This is a genomic window from Pseudomonas sp. LAM2023 (assembly GCF_016620375.1).
GTDB classification, from domain to species: Bacteria; Pseudomonadota; Gammaproteobacteria; order Pseudomonadales; family Pseudomonadaceae; genus Aquipseudomonas; species Aquipseudomonas anuradhapurensis.
The window spans coordinates 426,058-449,101 of sequence record NZ_JAENHV010000015.1 but is presented as its reverse complement, the minus strand read 5'-3'; the positions used below and the strand labels follow the sequence as shown (position 1 = coordinate 449,101).

Below are 23,044 nucleotides of genomic sequence, written 5' to 3'. Positions count from 1 at the left end.
GGTGCCGTTTGCGCGTTTGCGGACGCGGACCTGGCAAAGGACGAAATCGTGAAATTCATGGCAATCTGCCTCGCAATATCCAGGACGTGCACTCAACCAAAGGTGGCGCCGCCGTCCATGACCAGGTTTTGCAGGGTAATGTGGTTGGCATCGTCCGAGAGCAGGAAAGCGATTCCGGCTGCGATGTCCTGGGGTTCGGCGATCTTGCCAAGCGGGATGCCGATGCGATGCAGGCCGAGGTCGCCCTCGACCATGCGCCGGTCCAGGGTTTCGTCGTGGCCGGCCAGTTGGTGCAGCATCGGGGTACGGGTAGAACCGGGCGATACCACATTGCAGCGCACACCTTGCCTGCCGAGCTCCAGGCCCATGCAGCGGGTGAGCATGGCCACGGCGGCTTTCGATGCGCAGTATCCGCTCAGGTTCACCCGCGGCGTGGTGGCGGCGTTGGATGCAACGCTGACGATGGCCCCACGGTGTCTTGCCAACATGCAGCGGGCTACGGACTGCGATACATGGAAGGTGCCGTGCACGTTGATCTCGAACAGCCGCAGCCAGGCCTGCGCCGACATCTGTTCGAAGGGCCCTGCCTCCATGACGCCTGCGGCATTGACCAGACCGTCGAGTGGATATTGCTCGTCGATGCGGCTGACCAGGCTCGTGATGTGCTCGCGGTCGGTGATGTCGGCCGCATGCAGCTTGACCTTGTCCGAGCGCAGTTCCGCCGCGAGTGCCTCCAGGCCAGAACTGTCGCAGTCCAGGGCGATCACCGTGGCGCCCTCGGCCAGCAGGCGCCCGGCCACTGCGGCACCGATGCCGCTCGCAGCACCGGTCACCATGACGGATCTTCCGGCGAAACGTTTCATACCGAGGCTCCACTGGCTTGTGCCTGCAGGCGCTGCTCGATCAGCTGTACCCAGGCGCGGATGCTGCGGCGCTCGAGCAGTTCCAGAAAGCTTACCGGCAGGCCTGCCTGTTGCCATTGTTCGAACAGCATCAGCAGGCGCACCGAGTCCAGGCCCAGTTCGACCGGGTCGTCCACTTCTGCAACGCGCTCCAGGGGCAGCGCCAGGCAGCGGGCGATATCGCCGGGAATATCGTGGGCCACCTGTGCCGGGGCAAGGGCATCAAGCAACTGCTGCGTCGACAGCACTACGCTCGAACAGTGCGCCATGTGCTCGAGTGCCAGTTGATGACGCTCCAGGGAAAAGTCACCCAGGGCATCGGCTACCACGAATGGCTGGATGTCCGCCATGAAGGCATCGGTGGCGGTGGTCAGACAGCCAATGTGTGCGTAGACCCCGCAGATGATCAATTGGTCGCGCCCCGCCAGTTGCAGGCGTTCAAGCAAGTCGGAGCGGGCGAAGGCGCTGTAGCGGTGCTTGACCAGCATGACGTCACGCTGAGGGTCGGGCGCCAGGCCGGAGACGATGCCAGGGCTGACACCATCCTCGGCCAGCCCCGGGCCCCAGAAGTCGCACAACAGACCGCGCGATTCGACCTGCTGATTACCGGGCTGGGCGGTGTAGAACACCGGGATACCAAGGGCATAGCATGCAGAGCGCAGGGCCTGGATGCGCTGTACCAGGGCGTCGACGAAAGCTTGCGAGGCATAGGGCTTGAGAAAGTGGTTCTGCATGTCATGGATCAACAGTGCCGCCCGTTCGGGGGCCGGCGTCCAGGGTAGCGCTGGACGGTTCAGCATGACGTGGCTCGGAACCTGGTAAAGCTCGATCTGTGGAATTGCCATCGAAATATCCTTGAAAGCGTAAAGGGCGGGTCACGCCGCGAATTGGTGGCGCAGCACCTTCTTGTCGGTCTTGCCCAGGGTGGTCTTGGGCAGGCTCGCCAGCCAATGGAACTGGTCGGGGATGCGCTGTGCCGCGACGCCGCGTGCCTGCAGATGAGCCTTGAGCGAATCGGTGTCGCAGCCCAAGCCGGGGGCGGCGACCAGCACGGCGCAGGAGCGCTCGCCCAGGTGCGGATCGGGTACGCCGATCACCGCCGCTTCCAACACCCCGGGGTGGGCCAGCAGGTGGCCCTCGATTTCCTCGGCGGCGATTTTCTCGCCGCCGCGATTGACCTGGTCTTTGTGGCGGCCAGTGACGACGAGGCAGCCGTCCTCACGCAGGCGGACCACATCGCCGGTTCGATAGAAACCATCGGTGGTGAAGGCTCGGGCATTGTGCTCAGGCGCGTCGAGATAGCCGCGAATGGTGTACGGCCCACGTACCAGCAGGTGTCCCGGTTGCCCGACGACGACCGGCTGGTCGTCATCATCGACCACCAGGATTTCGTCCAGCGGGCTCATCGGCCGCCCCTGGGTGTGCAGTCGCTGGTCAAGGTCGCCAGCCAGGTCGGTATAGCAAACCAGCCCTTCGGACATGCCATAAACCTGCTGCAAGGTGAATGCGAAGCTGTCGCTCAAACGCGCTGCAACGTCATCGCTCAGACGTGCGCCGCCAACTTGCAGGAAGCGCAGGCTGCCGAGGTCGTGCTGGCGTGGCGCGTGCAACCAGGCCTGCGCCAGGCTCGGAACCAGGGCGGTGAAAGTCACCGCTTCGCGGGCAATGCTGGCAAAGCAGGCTGAGCCGCTGGGGTCGGCCTGCATCACTACCCGGCCGCCGGCGAGCAGGGTGCCGATGAAACCGGGGGAACTCAGGGTGAAGTTGTGCCCTGCCGGCAGCACGCACAGGTAGACGCTTTGCGGGCTCAACTGGCAAATCTTCGCACTGGCACGGATGCTGTAAAGATAATCGTCGTGCCTGCGCAGGATCAGCTTGGGCATGGCGGTGCTGCCACCGGACAGGGTGATCAACGCCGGTGCGCGGCTGTCGCGAGGCGGTACCGGCAGGTCCCGGCCATACAGGCTAGCGTAGGGCGTGAACTCCGCCGCATCGCCCAGCACGATCACATGACGAACCGGGCCGGCAAGGTTTTGCAGTTCACGGGCGATATCCCGATAGTCGAACCCGACGGCGTGGTCCTTGATCATGTAGGCCACGGCCTTGCTGGCCTGGACGATGTGGGTGATTTCGTTGCGCCGGTCGGTGGGCAAGGCGAATACCGGGACCACGCCCAGGCGGAACAGCGCGAAGGTGGTCTCGATGAACTCCAGCACATTGGGCAACTGCACCACCATGCGGTCGCCCGGTCGCAACCCCAGACGGGTGAAGCCATCGGCGAGCTGGTTGCAGCGGCGGTCGAGTTCTGCGTAAGTGATGCGGCGTTCCTTGTCTACCACCGCGACCTGCCCTGGGGTCAGGCGGGCATGCTGGGCAATGCAGGCATCAAGGGTTTCACCGGTCCAGGCGCCTTGCTGGCGGTAGTAGCGCTCGAAGCGCTCCGGCCAGTAGGGCGCGTCCAGACCTGGCAGTTGGGGCGGCTCTGGCTGGACGTGGTGGTGCAGGTGGTCGAGGCAGTGCTGGCGCGAGGCCGGGCCGAACGCCACTTGCCAGCCGGCCGGCAACGGTTTGAAGCTTGGCCACAGTGAAGGTTGCAAGGCACCGTTGCGCAGTAGCAAGAACTGGCCATGCGCGGCATCGAACGGGTTGTGGAAGTCACGCAGCACATGCTGTGCTCGCCGTGCCTGGGGCTTCGCCAGCGCCGCGTTGTGGCGCAACAGCACTTGGGCGAGTGCCTCCGGCTGTTCGCTGACGAAATAGTGGCCGCCGCCTTCGATCACATCCAGAGACACCTTCGGGCTGTAGGCCTGCCAGTCGAGATAGCGGCTGGCGTAGTCCGGGGTCAATGGGTCGGCGCTGCCTACGATCACATGGATGGGCGCGCGCAAGGTGCCACGGCCCCTGGTTTCGTTGCTGAAGAATGCAGCGGTCTGGCCGGCATCGTGCTTGGTCATCCGGGCAATCGCGGCCAGGCTTTGCGCGTCCGGGACCTCCTTGAACCCGCCCAACTCCTGCAGGAAACCAATGATCTGCTCGCCCGAGCGCTGCGCCACCTGGTGTTCGACCTCGTGAGGCTGCAGGTCCAGCAGCATGCCGCCGATGGTCAACCCGCGCAGATCGGCGCCGGCCTGCTCCAGGCGACGGCTGATGTCCAGCGCCAGCGCATTGCCGGCGCAGTGCCCGTAGACCAGCAACGGCCCTTGCACCTTGGCCAGGACCTCGGCGGCGACACCGGCGGCGATCGTGGCGTTGTCCGCGAACGGTTCGTCGGCGCGCACCACATCGTGGCCCGGCAGGCGCACGCACAGGTAGTTGAACGCGGTGCCCAATTGCTCGACCAGTTGCCGGTAGGCAAACACGTTACCCCCAGCGAATGGCACCAGTAACAAGGTGGCTCGGTCGGCACGAGCGCTGGCCCCCATGGCCTGTGTCCAGCTGGTTTCGGCGGTGCCCATACCGTTGTGCCGCAGGTAGTCGGCGCAGCCGCGGGGTGTTGGCTGTTCGAACAGTTGCAGTACGGGCAGGCCCATTTCACGGCACAGGCCGATGGCCTTGATCGAGTCGCCACCGATGCTGAAGAAGTCGTCATCCATGCCGATGCGTTGTACATCCAGGTGCGACGACCAGTGGGCTAGCACCTGTTCGTCAAGGCTGTCCCTTGGCGGTTCCAGGTGACGGCTGGCATTCGACTCGATGGCCGGCAGCGCGCGACGATCGAGCTTGCCATTGGCGGTCATGGCAAATGCCTGTTGGACGCCGATCGCTACGGGCACCATGTACGCCGGCAGGTTGGCGCGCAAATGATCGCGCAATGCTTCGCTGTCCACATCTGCGATTGCATAACCCGGTGCCGGCACCACGTGGGCGATCAGTCGTGGGTCGTTGGCCCGGTCGTTGACTACCAGGGCCACGGCATTGGACACCGATGCGTGAGCCCGCAGGCAGCTTTCGATCTCACCCAATTCAATACGGTATCCACGCAACTTGACCTGCTGGTCGGCACGCCCGATGTATTCAAGCTCGCCGTCGGCCAGGCGAATTGCAACATCGCCACTGCGGTACATGCGTTGTCCCGCAGCGCCGAATGGGTCGGCGACGAACCGCGTGGCATCCAGTTCAGGACGGGCCAGGTAACCCTCGGCCAAGCCTTCACCACGGACATACATTTCGCCTTGCGCCCCTTCCGGTACAGGTTGCAGGGCATCATCCAGGACCAGGATATCCATGTCGGCGTAGGGCCGGCCTATCAGGCTGCCGGCATTGGCCAGCACCTGCTCGCGGGAGATGAGGCGGTGGCAGGTGTTGATGGTGGTCTCGGTGATGCCGTACAGGTTCAGCAACTGCGTGTTTGCCGGCCGCGGCAGATCGAACCATGGGGCCAGGCGACCGAGGTCGAGTGGCTCGCCGCCGAAGCATTGGTAGCGCAGCTTCATGCGTGCAACCAGCTCCGGATGATCAGCTTCGGCTTCCATGAACCGGTAGAACGCGGAAGGGATCTGGCCGAACACGGTGACGTGCTCGCGTACCACAAGGTCCAGCAAGGCATGAGGGTCGCGGGTGGTGGCTACCGGTACGATCACCAGACGCCCACCATGCAGCAGGGCGCCCCACATTTCCCAGACAGAGGCGTCGAACATGTAGGCGTGGCAGGCTGTCCAGACGTCGCTGTTGCGGTAGTCGAACCAAGAGTGGGTGCTGCTGAACAGTCGCACCACGTTATGGTGGCTGATGCAGACTCCCTTGGGTTTGCCGGTGGAGCCTGAGGTGTAGATGATGTAGGCCCTGTCGTGCGGTTGCGGACCGCCCGCCGGGGGCAAATCGGCAGCGTCTTGCAGCGCCTGCTGGGTGGCTTGGGCATCGATGCTCAGCAGTTGGCTATCGGGTTGCAGACTGCGGGCTTTCGTCGCCGTACTCTCGTCGCATAGCATGAAGTCAGCGGCGCATTCTTCAACAATGCCGGCCAGTCGCTCTTGCGGCGCATCGGGGTCCAGGGGCACATAGGCCGCAGCGCATTTGAGTACGGCCAGGATGGCCACTACCGTTTCCAGCGAGCGCTCCAGTAACAGGGCAACGGTGCGCTGCGGCGAAGCCGTGCGCGATGGCAGGCGGGCTTTGAGCAGGTGTGCCAGGCGGTTCGCCTGGCTGTCCAGTTCCCTGTAGCTCAGTGAGCGTTCGCCCAAGGTCAGTGCGGTGGCTTCGGGCGTGGTGCCAACCCAGTGAGCGAAGCCGTCGAGCAGCGTCGATTGTGCCTGGCAGGTTGGTTGCGGTGCTGGGCAGACCTGATACGGGTAGGCGGCAAGCTGGCCGAGCGGGCGCTCGACGTCGGTGGCGAATGCCTCGATGAAAGCGAGGAAACGCTCCACGTGGGTGCCTAGCGCCTTGCCATCGTACAGATCAGGGTTGGCCATACCGCATACCCGCAGCCCCTTGCCCGGGACGGGTTGAACCAGCAGCGACAGATCGTCGGCTGCACCGGCACTGAGCACTTCGACTTCACCGGCAAGCGGGCCGAACACCAGTGCAGGCGAATAGATGTCGATATTGATCTGAGGCCCGGTCAGGCGTCGTCCATCACCCAGCAGGTTGCAATCGCGGCGGATATCCTCGGCCCGGTAGCGCTGGTGTTCGCGCATGCTGGCGAGCGCCTTGGCTGTGGCTGCTACCAGTTCGCCAACACGTGTCCATGGGTCGATTTGCAGCTGCAAGGGCAGCACGTTGGCCAACGTGCAAGGAACATCATGCGCCTGTGTGTGCAGGCGGTTCATCATCGGAACACCAACGACCACGTCCCGCTGGCCGGTACTGCGGCCGATGAACGCGCCGAAGGCAGCGATCAGTACCTGCAGCCAGTGGCTCTGCGATTGGCTGGCGCACTCACGCAAACGCTGGAAGGCCGCTTCGGACACCTGGCCGCGGTGCAGCAGGGCTTGTCGGGTGGGCAGCTTGACCTGTGGATTGAGGCTGGCCACGGTCAGGCTGCTGTCGACCTGCTGCTGCCAGTAGTCGCGGTCGCGAGCGAAGTCGGGTGATGCCTGGTAAGCCTGTTCCGCTTCCAGCACCTTGTGCAATGCGCCCAGTGGCGCTGCGTTGACGGAATGGCCAGCCTGTTCGCTGTACAACGCCGCCCAGCGCTTGAGGAACAAGCCCAGTCCGACACCGTCCAAGGCGATGTGATGGCTCTTCACGTACAGCCAGTCAGGCTGTCCGGCGATACGCACCAGGCTTGCCTGCAGCAGCGGGCCCTGCCCCAGGTCAATGGGGAGCGCGAGGTCGCTGGCCATCCACTGGCGTGCCAGGCTTTCGCTGGCAAAGGCGTGCTCGGCCAGCGAGTACTCGGATGTGGTGATGATCTGCTGCTGTACCTGCCCATGCGCCTCGTGCACTTGTGCGCGCAGGCCGCTGCTCTCGCCCATCACCTGGTTCAGGGCAACCGCCAGGTGCTGCGCGTCCACCTTGCCATCGAAGCGCAGCAGGCTGGCAATGTTGTACGCGGCGCTGTCGCTGGCCAGCTGCTGCCCGAGCCAGATAGAGCGCTGGGCGGCAGTAAGCGGGAGTGAGGTGGCAACTTCCATTTCAAACGACTCCATTCTGTGACCGGGGCACGATTGCTCAGGCTTTGGGCAGGTGCTGCTGTTTCTGCACCGCGTCGAAGAAACGCTCGCAAAGGTACGAGCGGGTATCCGGGGCGACCCGGGCATCAATCAGCACGGGGCGGTCCATCGCCAAGGCTTCGGCAAGCTGGTCGCGTAGTTGCTCCGAAGTATGTGCGGTGAAACCCTGCACCTTGTGGAAGCGCGCTATGTCGATGAATTCCAGGTCTGGCTGCTCGGTCAATGGTCGGTCCTGAGGCTTGCCTGACAACGAGGTCCAGCGCCGGTTGTTGAGGACCACCACGATGGGGCTGGTGCCGAAACGGGCAGCATGCATCAGCTCGTTGCCGGTCATGTGGAATGCGCCGTCGCCCACCAGTACCAGCGGGCGTTTACCGCTTGCCAGTTGGTAGCCAATGGCGCCCGGGACGGCCAGGCCCATGCTCATGTACAGGGAGGACGCCAGCACATCGCGCGGGAACATGCCCAACGACATGAAGAAGGCATCACCGCAATCGACGATCAGGTCAAGGTCGGGAAGTGCGCTGAACACCCTGTTCAACTCATCGATGATTTCGTACGGGGTCAACGGTGAATCAGCGGCGAGCAGCTGTTCTGGCGCACTGGGGTGGATGAAGGCGGCCTGCTCCGCTTCCAGTGGCGCCAGGGTTTGACCATGGCGGCGTGCCGAAGCAGCCAGACCCAGCAAGGCGCGCAAGAAGGCTTCGGTGCTCAGCTCGTAGCGTTGCCGACCGACCATCACCACGCCGTCATTGGCGTGGATCAGCCGACCACCGGCAATCTGGCTGGCTATGCCCATATTGACGTCGGAGTTGGGTTCGCCAAGGAGCATCAGCACGTCGCAACTGTCGACCAACGTCTGGGTCAGACGGGAAGGTGAAGCCGGGCCGGCGTAGATGCCTCGATAGTGGGCATGCGTGGTCGGCAGGCCGCCCCGCGACATTGGTGTTTCGACCCAAGGCAACCCGAGCGCCTCGCTCAGCGCCAGTGCTTCGGCACCGAGGTGCCCGCGTTTCACATCGAGGCCGGGCACCAGCACCGGCTGCTGGGCCTGGTCGAGCAGTTTCAGTGCCTGTTCGGCCGCACTCAATGCGTGTTGGTCGAACAGGGCTGGTTGACGCCCCAGCGGTGTCCGTCGTGGTGTATGGCGTACCTTGTGCAGGAAGAGGTCGCGAGGGATTTCCACATACACCGGCCGCGATTCATGCAGGGCGATGGCGATGGCTTCGCGCAGCTGGTCCTGGGCTTGGTGCGGGTCGTCGATGCACGCCTGATGCACGGTGATTTCTTTCATCAGCCGCAGCTGGGTGCCATGGTCGACAATGGTGTGGTGAGCGAACATCGAACCCTGGCGTTCCTTGTGCCCGGGCGACCCGGATATCACCACCAGCGGCAGACGTTCCACGTAGGCTTGGGCGATGCCGTTGATGGCGTTCAGGGCACCCACCCCGTAGGTGAAACATACAGCGCCGGGCGCCTGGCCCCCGAGCGCGTAGCCCAGGGCGGTGAGGGTGGTGCTGTACTCGTGTGACATGGTGCGCAGGGTCAGGCCGGGAGTGGCCAGCATTTCCCGCGACAGCTGCATGGTGAAGTCACCGGGAATGCAGAACAGGTCATTGATCTGGCTTTCAACCAGCACATGGCCCACGAGTTGCCCAAGGGTCATTTCCCGGGACGCGGTGAAAAGCCGGGTCAGCATGTTCATCGCTGGATACCTCGCTCGATCAGATGGCGATGCGCTTCGTCAATCTGCCCGTCGAAGGAGTACGCCAGGGGGGCCAAGGGGAAGCCAGCCAGCAGCTCCTTGACACGGCTGGCGACCCGCGCAGGCTCGGTGCGCTTGAAGTACAAATCGGCTACCAGCCCGGCCACCTGACGGAAGTCGTCCTCTCGCATACCGCGGCGGGTCATGGCTTGTACGCCCAGGCGAATGCCATGAACGCCTGGCTTGCCGGGTATCTCGATGTTGGTAGAGCGGATGCCACCGGCATGCAGGCTGTCAACGCACATGGCCAGCGCTTGCTGCAGCGTGCCGACGGCGAAGTGCACCTGATGGGTTTCGGTGAAGCCGAACGACTCCCCCGAAACTTCCAGGCCGAGCTCGTGCAGTTGCTGCGCCAGGGCCTTGGCGTTTTTAACCATCTGCTGCGCGTAAGCCATCCCGAACACTTCCATTTCCTTGAAGGCCGCCCACATCGATGGCAGCAGTTCGGCGTGGCAGTTGCTTTGCAGGTGAGGGCACACCCACATCGAGGTATCGACCAGCAGTGGGTGCTGAGCGGACTTGAAGGCGATGTAGCCCTTTTGCGGGCCGGGGATGGTCTTGTGGGTATTGCCATGGACAGCGTCGGCGCCACAGGCCAGGGGCGAGTCGAACACACCGCCCAGGATCAGGCCGCCGTCATGGCTCATATCGTAGGTCAGGGCGCATGATTCGGGCAGTACGGCGCGAATCTCCGCCAACGGTTGCCAGCGCAACTTGAAAGACTGATCGAGGATGACAATACGGATATGCGGGTTTCGGCGCACCATGTCATCGAGCTTGGCGACATCGATCAGCAGGCTGCGCGGGTCGACCGGAAGGTGGAAGATTTCGATACCCATCTTGCTTGCCAGCTGCTCAAGCGCGAAGTGCCCACCGTCGCGATGGGCAAAGTGCACGAAGCCTTCGCCTGGCTTGCACGCTGCCAGCATCAATGCCTGTTCGGCGGGCGAACCACCGTTAGGTCGCCAGTCGAATGCCTGTGCCCCCAGCATGCGTCGGGCCAGCCCGCGCAGGTCGTCGGCAATCTCGTTCATCTGCCCTGGTTCGGGGAAGTGCCACTCGCCCAGCGGTACCGGGAAGGGGAAGGAACAGTGATAGAAGGCCCCGGCGGTGCTGCCGGATGTCAGGCGTACCAGTTCGCTTGGGTAGTTCTCGTTGGCAGTCAGGCTCAGGGTGTCCTGGCGGTATTGGTAATCCTGGTCGAGGGTCTGAGCCAGCCATTCGATGAGCGGGCCGGCGTTGTGCTTATCCTGGTTCATGTTCAGCGGACTCCTGTCTGTGAAAACACTTCCGGTGTGACGTCGAGCAATGTCTGGCGAGGGCCGCCGACGACGTCGTATTCGATCTGGCAGGACTGCTCGATGATGGCGTGGTAGAGCTGCTCGATCAGCTCTGCTGGCACATTGAGCGTACGCCCGCGTTCGGTGCAGCGGCTGACCACCTGCCTGACCCGTTCGGGCTGCATCACGGCGGTGCTGCTGCCTTTTTTGCTGTCGGCCACTTCACGGATGATGTTCAGCCGCTGTGCGATCAGGTCGATCAACTGGTCGTCGATACGGTCGATACGATCGCGATGGCTGCTCAGTCCTGCGCCCTCGCCCATGGGGCCGGGCGCATACGCCTGGATCACTTCGAACAGTTGCCTGCAGCTGGCTGCCAGTTGTGGCTGGGCTGGTTCGAGGTGGTTGCGGAGGCTGGCCATGGCGGCCAGGAACTCGACGTGGGCGTCGTTGCGGGCGTGTATATCGAGGCGTTGCAACTGGGCAAAGGCGTTCTCGCGGGCTGTAGCCGAAGCCGGGTTGCCGGCCTGGATCTCCCAGTACACGTCTGGATGGTTGGTCATCATGCGCGCCAGCAGGCAGAGCATGACCTTGAACGGTGGTGGCCCCAGTTCGATCAGTTGCGCCAACGGCACGCCACTGGCGGCCACGGTGTGACCGAAGGCGAGTACCATCGAGTGGCCAACTGTCTGCAAGAGAGCCATGGCGTGGTCGTGCTGCTGCGCTGTCAGCGTGAACAGGCGCATGCCGCGGCTTTCCAGACGTTCGCAGAGGTCGTCCAGGGCCGCGTCAGGCTGGTAGGGTACCACCACCACCGGTCGCCCTTCTGGCGGCAGGTCACCCGAGAACATCGGGTTGAGCCCAGCCACCGCCTGCGGCAGCGAAACGTCACGGATCAGCGTGGCGAAAGTGTTCTTGATAGACAGCGTTTCGACCAGCAGGCAGTCCAGCGCCAGATGCGGCAGCAACACGGGGAGCGCCTGCAGAAGCACCTTCTCCGAAAGCGCCAGTACCAGCAGATGCGCAGTGGCGAGGCGTTGGCACAGGAGTGGGGAAGGCGCACAGATATCGCCTTGCATGACGTCATAGCCTTGCGCTGCCTGGCTTGTTGCCAGGTCGACGCCGAGCACATGCAATCCGGATGCACTCAGCTGTTCGCAGAGCATCCGCCCTATCGATCCGGCGGCGCCAACGATGATCGCATGCCTCTCGCTCGGGTAGGGCACAGTTGTCATGCGCACACCTCTTCGAGAAGGGCTATTGCTTCTACCACGCCACTGGCCTTGACCACGGTCTCGAGGTATTCGCTTTCCGGGTCGGACAATGCGGTGATAGCCCCGCCGACACCGAAACGAGCCTGGGCGTTGTGTACTGCCACGCTGCGGATCAAGATGCTCAGGTCGCAGGCACCACCCAGCGAAAGCCACCCCAATGAGCCCGAGTAGGCTCCCCGCGCGCCTTGCTCAAGCTCACCGATGATCTGCATGGTGCGCTTTTTCGGCGCGCCGGTCATCGAGCCGCCAGGGAAACTGGCCTTGATGCAGTCCAATGCATGCATACCGGGTTTCAGCTGGCCCTGGATGGTCGAGACCAACTGATGAGCGTGCGAGTAACTCTCCACCACGAACAGGCCTGGCACGTTGACCGAGCCTATTTGGCATACCCTGCCCAGGTCATTGCGCAGCAAATCGACGATCATCAGGTTTTCAGCAAGGTCCTTTTCGTCCTGGCGCAATTCGTCGAGTTGGCGCTGGTCCTCCCTGGGATCGTGGCTGCGAGGCCGGGTGCCTTTGATCGGCTTGGCCTCGGCCTGGCCGGAACGGTCCACCTTGAGGAACCGCTCAGGTGACGAGCTGGCCATTTCGAAACCGGGGATGGCGTAGTAAGCGGCGTGGGGCGCCGGGCTGAGCTCGCGCATGATCCGGTACAGGGCATAGGCAGAATGCTCGAACGGCAGTTCGACCAGGTTGGTCAGGCAGACTTCATAGGTTTCGCCATCGACGATCTGACGCTGGGCCTCAAGGATCTTCTCGATATACGCCGGTTTGTTGTGGCGGGCCTTGGCATGGGCAGCAATCCACTGCTCCACCTGGTCCAGCGACATGCGCCTGGGGCGCTTGGCCAAGGGCTGGGCGGCAGGCAGGGCCTGCAAGCGGTTACCGGCTTGCTCCAGCCAGGCTCTGGCAGCCGGTTGGTCGTAGTCATCCTTGAGCAGGTGCAGCAGGTAGCTGCGGTTTTCCTGATGGTCGATCACAAGCATGCGCGTGGCCAGCATGAAGCACGCATCGGGGGCCGGAGATGTCCAGGCCGGGTCGGCCAATGTGGCCACCTTCAGCTCGTAGCCCAGAACCCCGACATAACCCAGGTTGAAGTCGAACGGCAGTTCGTCAGGGCAGGGCGTGCGCAGGGCAAGCATGCGCTCACCGAGCCAGGCGAGAAAGTCCTCGGCGGGCTCCTGCACGGTACCTTCCATGCGGCGGATCTCGACGCTGGCGCTTTCCTGCTTGTAGCGCAGCACCTCGGCCCAGCGTCCTTGCGAGTCACCCATGAAGGTAAAACGGGAGAACCCGGGGATCACCACACTGCTCTCCAGCAGGAAGCGGGCCGGGGACGGGGCGAACTCTTGCTCGAAGGCCGCCAGGGTGTCGGGCACATGGTCAAGGGCCCGGAATTCGACACGGTTGCTCATCTAGAATCTCCGGAAAAGCTGGCGATGGCTGTCAGCAAAGGCCACCCTGGTGCTGGTGTGCGAGGTCGCGGAAGTTGCCAAGCATTTGCAGGCCCGCTTCGGTGCAGATGGATTCGGGGTGGAATTGAATGCCGTGCAGTGGCCTGTCCTTGTGGCGAATGCCATGGATCATGCCGTTCTGGTCCCAGGCGCTGACGACGAACGGCGATTTGATCTGGCGCACCATCAGCGAGTGATAACGCACCACGGTCAGGTCGGCAGGTAGCCCGGCAAATACGCCCTGGCCGTCATGCTTGATAAGGCTCATGCGACCGTGCATCGGTTCGGGGGCGTGCACCACGTCCATCCCGTGCAGGTGGGCCATGCACTGGTGCCCCAGGCACACACCCAGCACAGGCACGCTGGCATCGCGGATGATGTTTTCGCTCAGGCCGACATCGGTCTTGCGCGCCGGGGTTCCTGGGCCGGGTGAAATGATGATGGCGGCATAACGGTTCAGGTCGATGTCCGCCGGGGAAACATCGTTGGTGAAGACATCAGGCTCTTCACCGCAAACCTGGCCCATGAACTGGAAGAGGTTGTAAGTAAACGAATCGAAGTTGTCGACGATCAGGGTTTTCACGGCCGCTGCCCTCCTGTCAGGCGCTGACGTAGTCGCGGCCGGCGAAGGCTTCTCTGACCTGTGGCAGGTCGAGGATGCCCATCTGCCGCAACAGCCGGTACAGACGTTGCAGAATCGATTTCTTCATGCGCGCATGGTCGGCATGGAAGGTCGGGTCGGATTCGTGGATTACCTGTTCGGCCAGTTCTGGCGTCAGGCCGCAATGGGCCAGCATGCGGCGTTCGAAGCGTCGCTCGGGGTCGATATCCAGGAAGTCGTCGAGATAGGCGGGGAGCATCAGGCCGAAGCGCTCGCGGGTGCTTTCCGGCAGTGTTGGCCAGCGCTTTTTCATCAGGTCGGCGAAGAACCGCGAATGGCGCCCTTCGTCGCGTACATGGTCAACCATCAGGGTGGTGAACGATTGGCTCAGCTGACGTTCGCGTCCGAGGTTGGCCACTTCGTCAGTGAGCACATTCTCTGCGATGGTCACGGCCAGTAACTGGAATTCGGTGCGTAGCGATTCGGGCAATTGCGCATAGGCGCGCGCTGTCGCATCCAGCTTCTGGTTGCTCTGCGGAACTTCGATAGCCTCGATACCGCTTTTTTCATTCATCTGCGTCAGGTAATCAAGGGCCACATGGGCGTGGTACCCCTCGTCGATGATCACGGTGAGCGCTTGCAGTTTTTCCTCATTGCCAATGCCTGGGAATTTGTCATGCAACATGTCCAGGCAACATTGGATAATAAATTTGGTTTCCAGCAGCCCTACGTTATACAAAAATTGATAGGCCGCCTGGGTCAACAGGTAATTCCTGATGTGCTTGCCGTGAGTTTGAATGATCGGATGCTCACACATCGCACAGCGGGAGACGGGATAAATTAATTGTTCACCGTCATACTCCGGGACGATGATTCGCGGTGTGCTGCGCACAGTCGCTTTTGCATACCAATGGTCATTGATCAAATCGAGACTCATTTTTTTTCCAGTCAGGTGAGGTGGAAACAAAGGGCGAAGCGCCCGCCGATCAGTTCACGGTGATCCAGGAGGCGTACAAGGGTTGGCCGTATTTGGTGCAGACCTGGCCGGCGCGAGAGGCATCTATGCCAACCTTGCGCAGCAGGCGCTCGATACCCAGCGGTGACACGGTTATCAACTTGCGCGCCCCATGTGCCGCAGCGCAGCGCAATGTCGCTTGCATCAGGGCAATAGCATTGGGGGAGGAGATCTGCCGCTTGGCACGGCAGGGGGCGTCGCCGACGGCGGCGAAGCGTGATAGCTCCCAGACCTGTTCACTGGCGGGCAGCGGCTGGCCGGCCATGAGTTCGGGAAACACTTCGCTGAGTAAATAAGGCGTGGCGGTGCTCAATAACCGCGCCACCCCGACCACTTGTTTCTGTTCGTCCCGGGCCAGAATATAGACCGTATCGTCTCGATCGAATTGATCAAACTCCGAATCTACTTCGCAGTCCAGTTTCCACCCGAGCTGGCGGACAAATACTTCATATCGATATTGCGCCATGGCCGAGCGCAGGCTGGCATCCAGTGTTTCCAGCGTACCCGTGATGAATTCCATTTATTAGGCTCCGCAAACTTTCGGTGGCGGAGCTATTAGATACAACAGTTACTGAATGTGTAACCTACCAAAATGGGTAGGGCGGCCGTCATTTGGCTGTCATGTTGCCGAATTGCTCACGGCGTCAGAACAGCAGCCCAAGCATGGCCGCGCGAACCACAGCAGCGGTCTTGTTGGCCGTTTTGAGCTTGCGCACCGCATTCTTGATATGGAAGTCGACGGTGTTCTTGGAGACCGTGAGCAGGTCGGCAATTTCACTGGCCGATTTGCCATCAGCAGTCCACATGAGTACCTCACGCTCGCGCTCGGTGAGCTCCGGGGCTTCGGCATTCCGGTGCCGGCGGTTGAGAATTGAGCTAAGCGAGACGTGGGCGGTGCTGGCCAGCCAGCGCAGTTTGTCGCCGTTCTGGTGTAACTCGCGTTCGCTGATAGGTGTGTCGCTGCGTGCTATGGTGAGCATCGCACAGCTACCGCCGGTGTTGAGTATTGACTGCGACAGGCCTTTGCGCAGCCCATGCCCACGGGCTTCCTCCCACAGGTCGGGTGCTTGAGCGTAAAGCTGGTCGCTCCAGATGATGGGCCGCTCCGACTGCCGCCCGAGGGCGATGGTGGGGTCTTTTTCCAGATACCTGGCCTTGCTGTAGCGCTCCTGCCAGGCGGCAGGGTAGTTGTTCAGCATGATCGCCTTGGGGCTGGAGATAGGGTAAGGCACCTGCAAACCATAGGCGCAGTAGTTGAAATCCAGCGCAAGGCTGGCCTCCATGATCAACGCGAAGATAGCGTTTTCGTCGCTGACACGTTCCAGTGCATGAAGAAGCTCGATTTGCCAACCGTCCATGTTTGTTCTCGTGGCCTCTGGTGTGGAAAAGCCTGTTCGGCTTACCTGGCCTCCTGGCCAGCGCAAAAATATGGCACCTCATGGCAGAAATGCCAAATTCATGACGGATATTTCATAAACGGCGGGATTCTCGGGGAGACTGGTGACGAGCAGCGCAGCAGAAACGAGCGCTCGAATGCACACCGGCATGCAGGGTAGACGTTCGAGAAGGGAAACAGGCGGGGTTGTCGCCATGCCATGATGAGCATGCTGCGACAGCGGGGCATGAAGGAAACTACGGAGGGGGTGCATAGCCATTGCGGCAGTGGGTGAGGCAGGCCTTGAGCTGGCCTGTCTCACCCAGGTCTAGGATCAGCCCTGCTTGACCTCACGCAGCGGCTTGCCCTTCACCGGTGCACCATTGGCCACATAGTACTTGGCGGTGCTGCGCGGCAGTGGCTTGCGACCACGGATCTTGTCCGAGATCTTCTCGGCAATCATGATCGTGGTGGCGTTGAGGTTGCCGGTGATGATGATCGGCATGATCGACGCGTCGACCACACGCAGGCCCTGCATGCCGTGCACGCGGCCTTCGCCGTCGACCACCGCCATGTCGTCGGTGCCCATCTTGCACGAGCAGGACGGATGGAAGGCGGTTTCGGCGTGCTCACGGATGAACTTGTCCAGTTCCTCGTCGGTCTGCACGTGCGCGCCCGGGCTGATTTCGCGGCCACGGTACGGGTCCAGCGCCGGTTGGGCCATGATTTCGCGGGTCAGGCGGATGCCGTCACGGAATTCCTGCCAGTCCTGTTCGGTCGCCATGTAGTTGAACAGGATGCTTGGGTGCTGGCGCGGGTCCTTCGACTTGAGGCGGATACGGCCGCGGCTTGGCGAACGCATCGAACCCATGTGCGCCTGGAAGCCATGTTCCTGCACGCCGTTGGAGCCGTTGTAGTTGATGGCCACCGGCAGGAAGTGGTACTGGATGTTCGGCCATTTGAATTCAGGGCGGGTACGGATGAAACCACCGGCCTCGAACTGGTTGCTGGCGCCGATGCCAGTACCGTTGAACATCCACTCGGCACCGATCGCCGGCTGGTTCCACCACAGCAGCGACGGGTACAGCGACACCGGCTGGGTGCAGGCGTACTGCAGGTACAGTTCCAGGTGGTCCTGCAGGTTTTCGCCGACGCCCGGCAGGTCGTGCACCACCGGGATGTCGAGGCTTTCCAGCAGGGCGCGCGGGCCGACGCCGGAACGCTGCAGCAGTTGCGGCGAGGCGATGGCACCGGAGCTGACGATCACTTCCTTGCGGGCGCGGGCTTCGACGCGCTCTTCGCTGTCGCCGACCAGGTAGGTCACGCCGATGGCGCGCTTGCCGTCGAACAGTACGCGGTCGGTCAGGGCGTGGGTGACGATGGTCAGGTTCGGGCGCTTCTTGGCCTGGTCCAGGTAGCCACGGGCAGTGCTGGAGCGGCGACCGTTCTTGGTCACGGTGCGGTCCATCGGACCGAAGCCTTCCTGCTGGTAGCCGTTGAGGTCTTCGGTGCGTGGGTAACCGGCCTGTACGCCAGCTTCGACCATGGCGTGGAACAGCGGGTTGTTACCGGCTTTCGGCGTGGTCACGCTGACCGGGCCGTCGCCGCCGTGGTAGTCGTTCGGGCCGATGTCACGGGTTTCGGCCTTGCGGAAGTACGGCAGGCAGTCCAGGTAGGTCCAGTCTTCCAGGCCTGGCAGTTCTGCCCAGCCGTCGAAGTCCATGGCGTTGCCGCGGATGTAGCACATGCCGTTGATCAGCGACGAGCCACCCAGGCCCTTGCCACGGCCACACTCCATGCGGCGGCCGTCCATGTGCGGCTCCGGGTCGGTCTCATAGGCCCAGTTGTAGCGGCGGCCCTGCAGCGGGAAGGCCAGGGCGGCTGGCATCTGGGTACGGAAGTCGAAACGGTAGTCGGGGCCACCGGCTTCCAGTAGCAGTACAGTGACGCCGGCGTCTTCGGTCAGGCGGGTCGCCAGGGTGTTACCGGCCGAGCCGGCGCCGACGATGATGTAATCGTATTCTTTGGACATGCAAGTACCCTCATGTTGGCGGTGATCAGGGAGCGGAAACGCCCGTGCACAGCGGCACGGGCGTGGCTAGACAGGGTTTAGAAAACCGAGTTGTAGCCGCCCAGCTCGACCTGGACCGACTTGATGCGAGTGTATTGGGCCAGCGAGCTGATGCCGTTCTCACGGCCGACACCCGACTGCTTGTAGCCACCCACCGGCATTTCGGCTGGCGATTCACCCCAGGCGTTGATCCAGCAGATACCGGCTTCCAGCTTGTGGATGATGCGGTGGGCGCGGCTGATGTCGTTGGTGCACACACCGGCGGCCAGGCCGTACTCGGTGTCGTTGGCACGGCGGATGACTTCCTCTTCGGTTTCGTAGGTCAGGATGCTCATCACCGGGCCGAAGATCTCTTCCTTGACGATGGTCATGTCGTCGGTGCAATCGGTGAACACGGTCGGGGCGACGAAGGCACCCTTGGCGAAAGCACCTTCGGTCATGCGCTCACCGCCGCACAGTACGCGGGCGCCTTCTTCCTTGCCCTTGGCGATGTAGCCGAGCACGCTTTCCATGTGCTGGAAGCTGACCAGCGGGCCGAAGTTGGTGTTCTCGTCTTCCGGGTTGCCAGCGCGAATGCGTGCAACGCGCTCGACGATCTTGGCTTCGAAAGCCGCCTTCATTGCCGCCGGGATGAACACGCGGGTGCCGTTGGTGCAGACCTGACCCGAGCTGTAGAAGTTGGCCATCATGGCGATGTCGGCGGCCTTGTCCAGGTCGGCGTCGGCGCAGATGATCAGCGGCGACTTGCCGCCCAGTTCCATGGTGACTTCCTTGAGCGACGAGCTCGAGGCGCTGGCCATGACCTTCTTGCCGGTGGTGGTGCCGCCGGTGAAGGACACTTTCTCGATACGCGGGTGCTCGGTCAGCCAGGTGCCGACTTCGCGGCCGCTGCCGGTGAGCACGTTGAACACGCCGTTCGGCAGGCCGGCTTCGGTGTAGATCTCGGCCAGCTTGAGGGTGGTCAGCGAGGTCACTTCCGACGGCTTGAAGATCATTGCGTTGCCAGCGGCCAGGGCCGGGGCGGATTTCCACAGGGCGATCTGGATCGGGTAGTTCCAGGCGCCGATACCGACGGTCACGCCCAGCGGTTCGCGGCGGGTGTAGACGAAGGACGACTCACGCAGCGGGATCTGCTCGCCTTCGATGGCCGGTACCAGGCCGGCGTAGTATTCCAGCACGTCGGCGCCGGTGACGATGTCGACGTAGCGGGTTTCCGAGTACGACTTGCCGGTGTCCAGGGTTTCCAGCATGGCCAGTTCGTCGTTGCGCTCGCGCAGGATGTCGACGGCGCGGCGCAGGATGCGCGAACGCTGCATGGCGGTCATCGCGGCCCAGACTTTCTGGCCGCGCTCGGCGCTTTCGACGGCCTTCTCGACGTCGGCCTGGGTGGCACGTTGCACGTGGGCGAGGACTTCGCCGGTGGCCGGGTTGATGGCTTCGAAAGTGGCATCGCTGCCAGCGTCGACGTAAGCGCCATCAATGTAGAGTTTTTGCGTTCCGAAACGGGCCATAGTGTCCTCGCAAGTGCAGTGTGTGGTTGGCTGCGCGTCACGCTCCTGCCGGGTCGACAAGTGCCGTGCGTGCTTGATCAGCAGCCTGGTTGTTGGTGTCCAGGGTGTGCTGTTTAGCCAGTTGTAGTTCCATGTATTCGTAAGCAATCCGTATCGCCTGGTCGGTGTCGAATGCATCACCCGACAGGGCACCACGCAGCCACAAGCCGTCGATCAACGCCGCCAGGCCGCGGGCTGCCTTGCGCGCATGGTAGAGCGGCAGGGCGCGGCGGAACTGGCAGCACAGGTTGGAATACAAGCGGTGGTCGTTGATCCGCTGCAACCTATGCAAATCGGGCTGGTGCATGCTGGAAGCCCAGAAAGCCAACCAGGTTTTCATTGCCGGGCCGTTCACCTGGCTGGCATCGAAGTTGCCCTCGATGATCACTTTCAGGTGGGCGCGCGGGCTGTCGTCCGTCAGGGCCTGGCGACGTGCTCGAACACCTTCGTTGAGCATGTTCATGATGTATCCCATCGTCGCTGCGATCAGGCCGTTCTTGTCCCGAAAGTAGTGACTGATGATGCCGTTCGACACACCGGCCAAACGGGCAATCAGCGCAATGCTGGCATCTCCCAGTCCGACCTGATCGACCGCCTGCAACGTGGCTTCGATCAACTGCTGGCGGCGGATGGGTTGCATACCGACCTTGGGCATCTTGCTATCTCCTCAGGCCTGCGAGCAGGCGACAGGCGCTGACTCGGCGAAGGCCAGTCTATTTTGTTTTGATTGAACGTTCAATCAATAAAGAATAAGCTCTGCGACAATTTGTGCCATTGACAGTTTTTCAGGCGGTCTAAGAAGCACGGATTGACACCCCAGGAAATCGCGTAACCCCCGGAATACAAGGCGTTGACGGGCATGAGCGATGCGAATGCAGATTCTGCCGTGCGCTCGTCGAGCCTGCGGCAGGCCCTTGGAGCGGGCGGGGTGGGCTGTGGCTAATGCGCACACCTCGACCGAGGTGTGGCAGTGGCGACAGGCCATCTGTCTGATTTTTTGCAACGTATCGATTCGGGATCACGGTTTCCAGGGTGCCTTTTATAACACCTGACGCAGTGGGGATATTCCACCAATTGCTCGGGAACACTGATTAGCCTCCATAGCCGCACTGCCCGGAGCATTCGTGCAATGAGTTCTGCCTCACTTACCAAACCCCCCGCCGAGAGGGTCCGGGTCAACCGCGTGGTGTTCTTCACCTCCGCGCTGATGATCCTTGTTCTGACTGCCTTGCTTATCGCTGTACCCGAAACCGCCGGCCAGGTGCTTGGCGTGGCCCAGAAGTGGCTGACGCGCACCTTTGGCTGGTACTACATGCTGGTGATCTGTGGCTACCTGCTGTTCGTCGTCTACCTGGCCTTCTCCGACTACGGCAAGCTCAAGCTTGGCGGCAAGGACGACGAGCCCGACTTCAGCTACGGCGCCTGGGCCGGCATGCTGTTCTCCTCCGGTATCGGCATTTCACTGCTGTACTTTGGCGCCTCCGAGCCGTTGGACCACTACTTCAACCCGCCGGAAGGTACCTCGGCCAGCCTCGAGGCCGCGCGCCAGGGCTTGCAGCTGACCTTCCTGCACTGGGGGCTGCATGGCTGGGCAATCTACGCCCTGGTCGGCCTGGCCGTGGGTTACTTCGCCTACCGTCACAACCAGCCGCTGGCCCTGCGTTCGGCGCTGTACCCGCTGGTGGGCGAGCGTTGGGTCAAGGGTGCCGCCGGCAACGCCGTGGACATCTTCGGCATGTTCGTGACCCTGCTGGGCCTGGTGACCAACCTCGGCATCGGCGCGATGCAGGTGGCCTCGGGCCTGGAATACCTGTTCGGCATGGACCACAGCAAGACCAACCTGCTGGTGGTGATCCTGGTGATGGCTGGCGTCGCCACCGTGGCTGCGGTCTCGGGTGTGGAAAACGGCATTCGCCGCCTGTCCAACCTGAACATCATGCTGTTCAGCGGCCTGTTGATCTTCGTGCTGCTGGGTGGTGAAACCCTGTACCTGCTCAACGGCTTCGTGCAGAACATTGGCGACTACCTCAACGGTATCGTGCTGAAGACCTTCGACCTCTATGTGTACGAAGGCTCGGGCGACAAGTCCGAGCGCTGGCTGGGCCTGTGGACCGTGTTCTACTGGGCCTGGTGGATCTCCTGGGGCCCGTTCGTAGGGATGTTCATCGCCCGTATTTCCAAGGGCCGCACCGTGCGCCAGCTGGTGATGGGCGTACTGCTGATCCCGCTGGGCTTCACCCTGGCCTGGCTGTCGATCTTCGGCAACACGGCGCTGGACCTGGTAATCAACCAGGGCGCGGTGGAACTGGGCAAGACAGCGCTGGAACAGCCGTCGATGTCGATCTACCAACTGCTGGAATACTTCCCGGCTGCCAAGATCGTGATCGGTGTAGCGGTGTTCGTCGGCTTCGTCCTGTTCCTCACCCCGGCCGACTCCGGCGCGGTGATGATGGCCAACCTGTCCTGCAAGGGCGGCAAGGTGGACGAAGACGCCCCGCACTGGATGGTGGTGTTCTGGTCGGTGGTCATCACCCTGGTCACCATCGGCCTGCTGTTCGCCGGCAATTTCGAGGCCATGCAGACCATGGTGGTACTGGCGGGCCTGCCGTTCTCGGTGGTGCTGGTGCTGTTCATGTTCGGCCTGTACAAGGCCATGAAGCAGGACGTGGTGGTCGAGCAGGAGCGTGCCGAGCTGGCTGCCCGTGGCCGCCGCGGCTTCAGCGAGCGCCTGACCCAGCTGGAACTGCAGCCGACCCAGGCCGTGGTGCAGCGGTTCATGGACCGGCATGTCAGCCCGGCGCTGAAAGAAGCCGCCGCGCAGTTGCAGACCCTGGGCTTCGAGGTGGAAACCCGTGTTGGCCAGTCGCGCAACATGATGGGCCTGCGGGTGATGATGGAAGAGGGCAACCCGTTCGTCTACGAAGTGAGCCTGGACGGCTACCTGGCGGCGCCGAGCGAAGCGCCGGTGGAAGGCGAGCCGGAAGTCCGTCAGCGCTTCTATCGAGCCGAGGTGTACCTGCACGATGGCAGCCAGGAGTACGACCTGATGGGCTTTGCGCCGGAACAGATCGTGCGTGACGTGCTGGACCAGTTCGAAAGCCACCGGCAGTTGCTGGGGCGTGTCTACAGCTGACGCTGGCCATTGC

15 protein-coding genes are annotated in these 23,044 nt (G+C 62.6%); 1 reads left to right on the top strand and 14 read right to left on the bottom strand.

Annotated features, from left to right (window positions below; all coding sequences use genetic code 11):
• Positions 1-92 precede the first annotated feature (92 nt).
• From JKP78_RS07615 to betI, 14 genes are all read right to left on the bottom strand, one after another.
• Positions 93-863: a 2,3-dihydro-2,3-dihydroxybenzoate dehydrogenase gene (locus JKP78_RS07615; protein ID WP_186684270.1), complete on the bottom strand. Its 771-nt coding sequence runs from the start codon at positions 861-863 to the stop codon at positions 93-95.
• Positions 860-1,747, bottom strand: coding sequence for an isochorismatase family protein (locus JKP78_RS07610; protein WP_200626454.1), 888 nt, complete (start codon positions 1,745-1,747; stop codon positions 860-862). Before JKP78_RS07610 ends, JKP78_RS07615 begins: the two co-directional genes overlap by 4 nt.
• Before the next feature lie 30 nt (positions 1,748-1,777).
• The gene (locus tag JKP78_RS07605; RefSeq protein ID WP_200626452.1) at positions 1,778-7,474 is read right to left on the bottom strand and encodes a non-ribosomal peptide synthetase; all 5,697 of its coding nucleotides are present in this window, start codon (positions 7,472-7,474) and stop codon (positions 1,778-1,780) included.
• Positions 7,475-7,511: 37 nt separating this feature from the next.
• Positions 7,512-9,218, bottom strand: a complete 1,707-nt coding sequence (locus JKP78_RS07600; RefSeq protein ID WP_200626450.1) for a thiamine pyrophosphate-dependent enzyme — start codon at positions 9,216-9,218, stop codon at positions 7,512-7,514.
• A complete protein-coding gene (locus JKP78_RS07595) occupies positions 9,215-10,537 on the bottom strand; it encodes a hypothetical protein (protein WP_186684274.1) in 1,323 nt (440 codons plus the stop codon). The genes JKP78_RS07600 and JKP78_RS07595 overlap by 4 nt, the downstream gene beginning before the upstream one ends.
• 2 nt (positions 10,538-10,539) lie before the next feature.
• The gene (locus tag JKP78_RS07590; protein ID WP_200626448.1) at positions 10,540-11,793 is read right to left on the bottom strand and encodes a chorismate mutase; all 1,254 of its coding nucleotides are present in this window, start codon (positions 11,791-11,793) and stop codon (positions 10,540-10,542) included.
• Positions 11,790-13,247: an aminodeoxychorismate synthase component I gene (pabB, locus tag JKP78_RS07585; protein ID WP_186684276.1), complete on the bottom strand. Its 1,458-nt coding sequence runs from the start codon at positions 13,245-13,247 to the stop codon at positions 11,790-11,792. The genes JKP78_RS07590 and pabB overlap by 4 nt, the downstream gene beginning before the upstream one ends.
• A 31-nt stretch (positions 13,248-13,278) precedes the next feature.
• Positions 13,279-13,869 carry an anthranilate synthase component II gene (locus JKP78_RS07580; RefSeq protein ID WP_200626446.1) on the bottom strand — a complete coding sequence of 197 codons (591 nt, stop codon included), beginning with the start codon at positions 13,867-13,869 and terminating at the stop codon, positions 13,279-13,281.
• A 16-nt stretch (positions 13,870-13,885) separates the two neighbouring features.
• On the bottom strand, positions 13,886-14,824 hold the full coding sequence (locus JKP78_RS07575) for a diiron oxygenase (protein ID WP_186684277.1): 939 nt from the start codon (positions 14,822-14,824) through the stop codon (positions 13,886-13,888).
• Positions 14,825-14,873: 49 nt separating this feature from the next.
• Positions 14,874-15,422, bottom strand: coding sequence for an acyl-homoserine-lactone synthase (locus JKP78_RS07570; RefSeq protein WP_186684279.1), 549 nt, complete (start codon positions 15,420-15,422; stop codon positions 14,874-14,876).
• Between the two features lie 124 nt (positions 15,423-15,546).
• Positions 15,547-16,326, bottom strand: a complete 780-nt coding sequence (locus JKP78_RS07565; protein WP_200626444.1) for an autoinducer binding domain-containing protein — start codon at positions 16,324-16,326, stop codon at positions 15,547-15,549.
• Between the two features lie 285 nt (positions 16,327-16,611).
• Complete coding sequence (gene betA / locus JKP78_RS07560) at positions 16,612-18,309, bottom strand: choline dehydrogenase (protein WP_186684283.1); 1,698 nt, start codon at positions 18,307-18,309, stop codon at positions 16,612-16,614.
• 77 nt (positions 18,310-18,386) lie between these two features.
• Positions 18,387-19,859 (bottom strand): betaine-aldehyde dehydrogenase, encoded by a 1,473-nt coding sequence (betB, locus tag JKP78_RS07555; RefSeq protein WP_186684284.1) that lies wholly within the window; start codon positions 19,857-19,859, stop codon positions 18,387-18,389.
• Between the two features lie 37 nt (positions 19,860-19,896).
• Complete coding sequence (betI, locus tag JKP78_RS07550) at positions 19,897-20,553, bottom strand: transcriptional regulator BetI (protein WP_170033310.1); 657 nt, start codon at positions 20,551-20,553, stop codon at positions 19,897-19,899.
• Between the two features lie 531 nt (positions 20,554-21,084).
• Between betI and JKP78_RS07545 the strand changes: the two genes are divergently transcribed.
• Positions 21,085-23,031, top strand: a complete 1,947-nt coding sequence (locus tag JKP78_RS07545) for a BCCT family transporter (protein ID WP_225931987.1) — start codon at positions 21,085-21,087, stop codon at positions 23,029-23,031.
• Positions 23,032-23,044 lie beyond the last annotated feature (13 nt).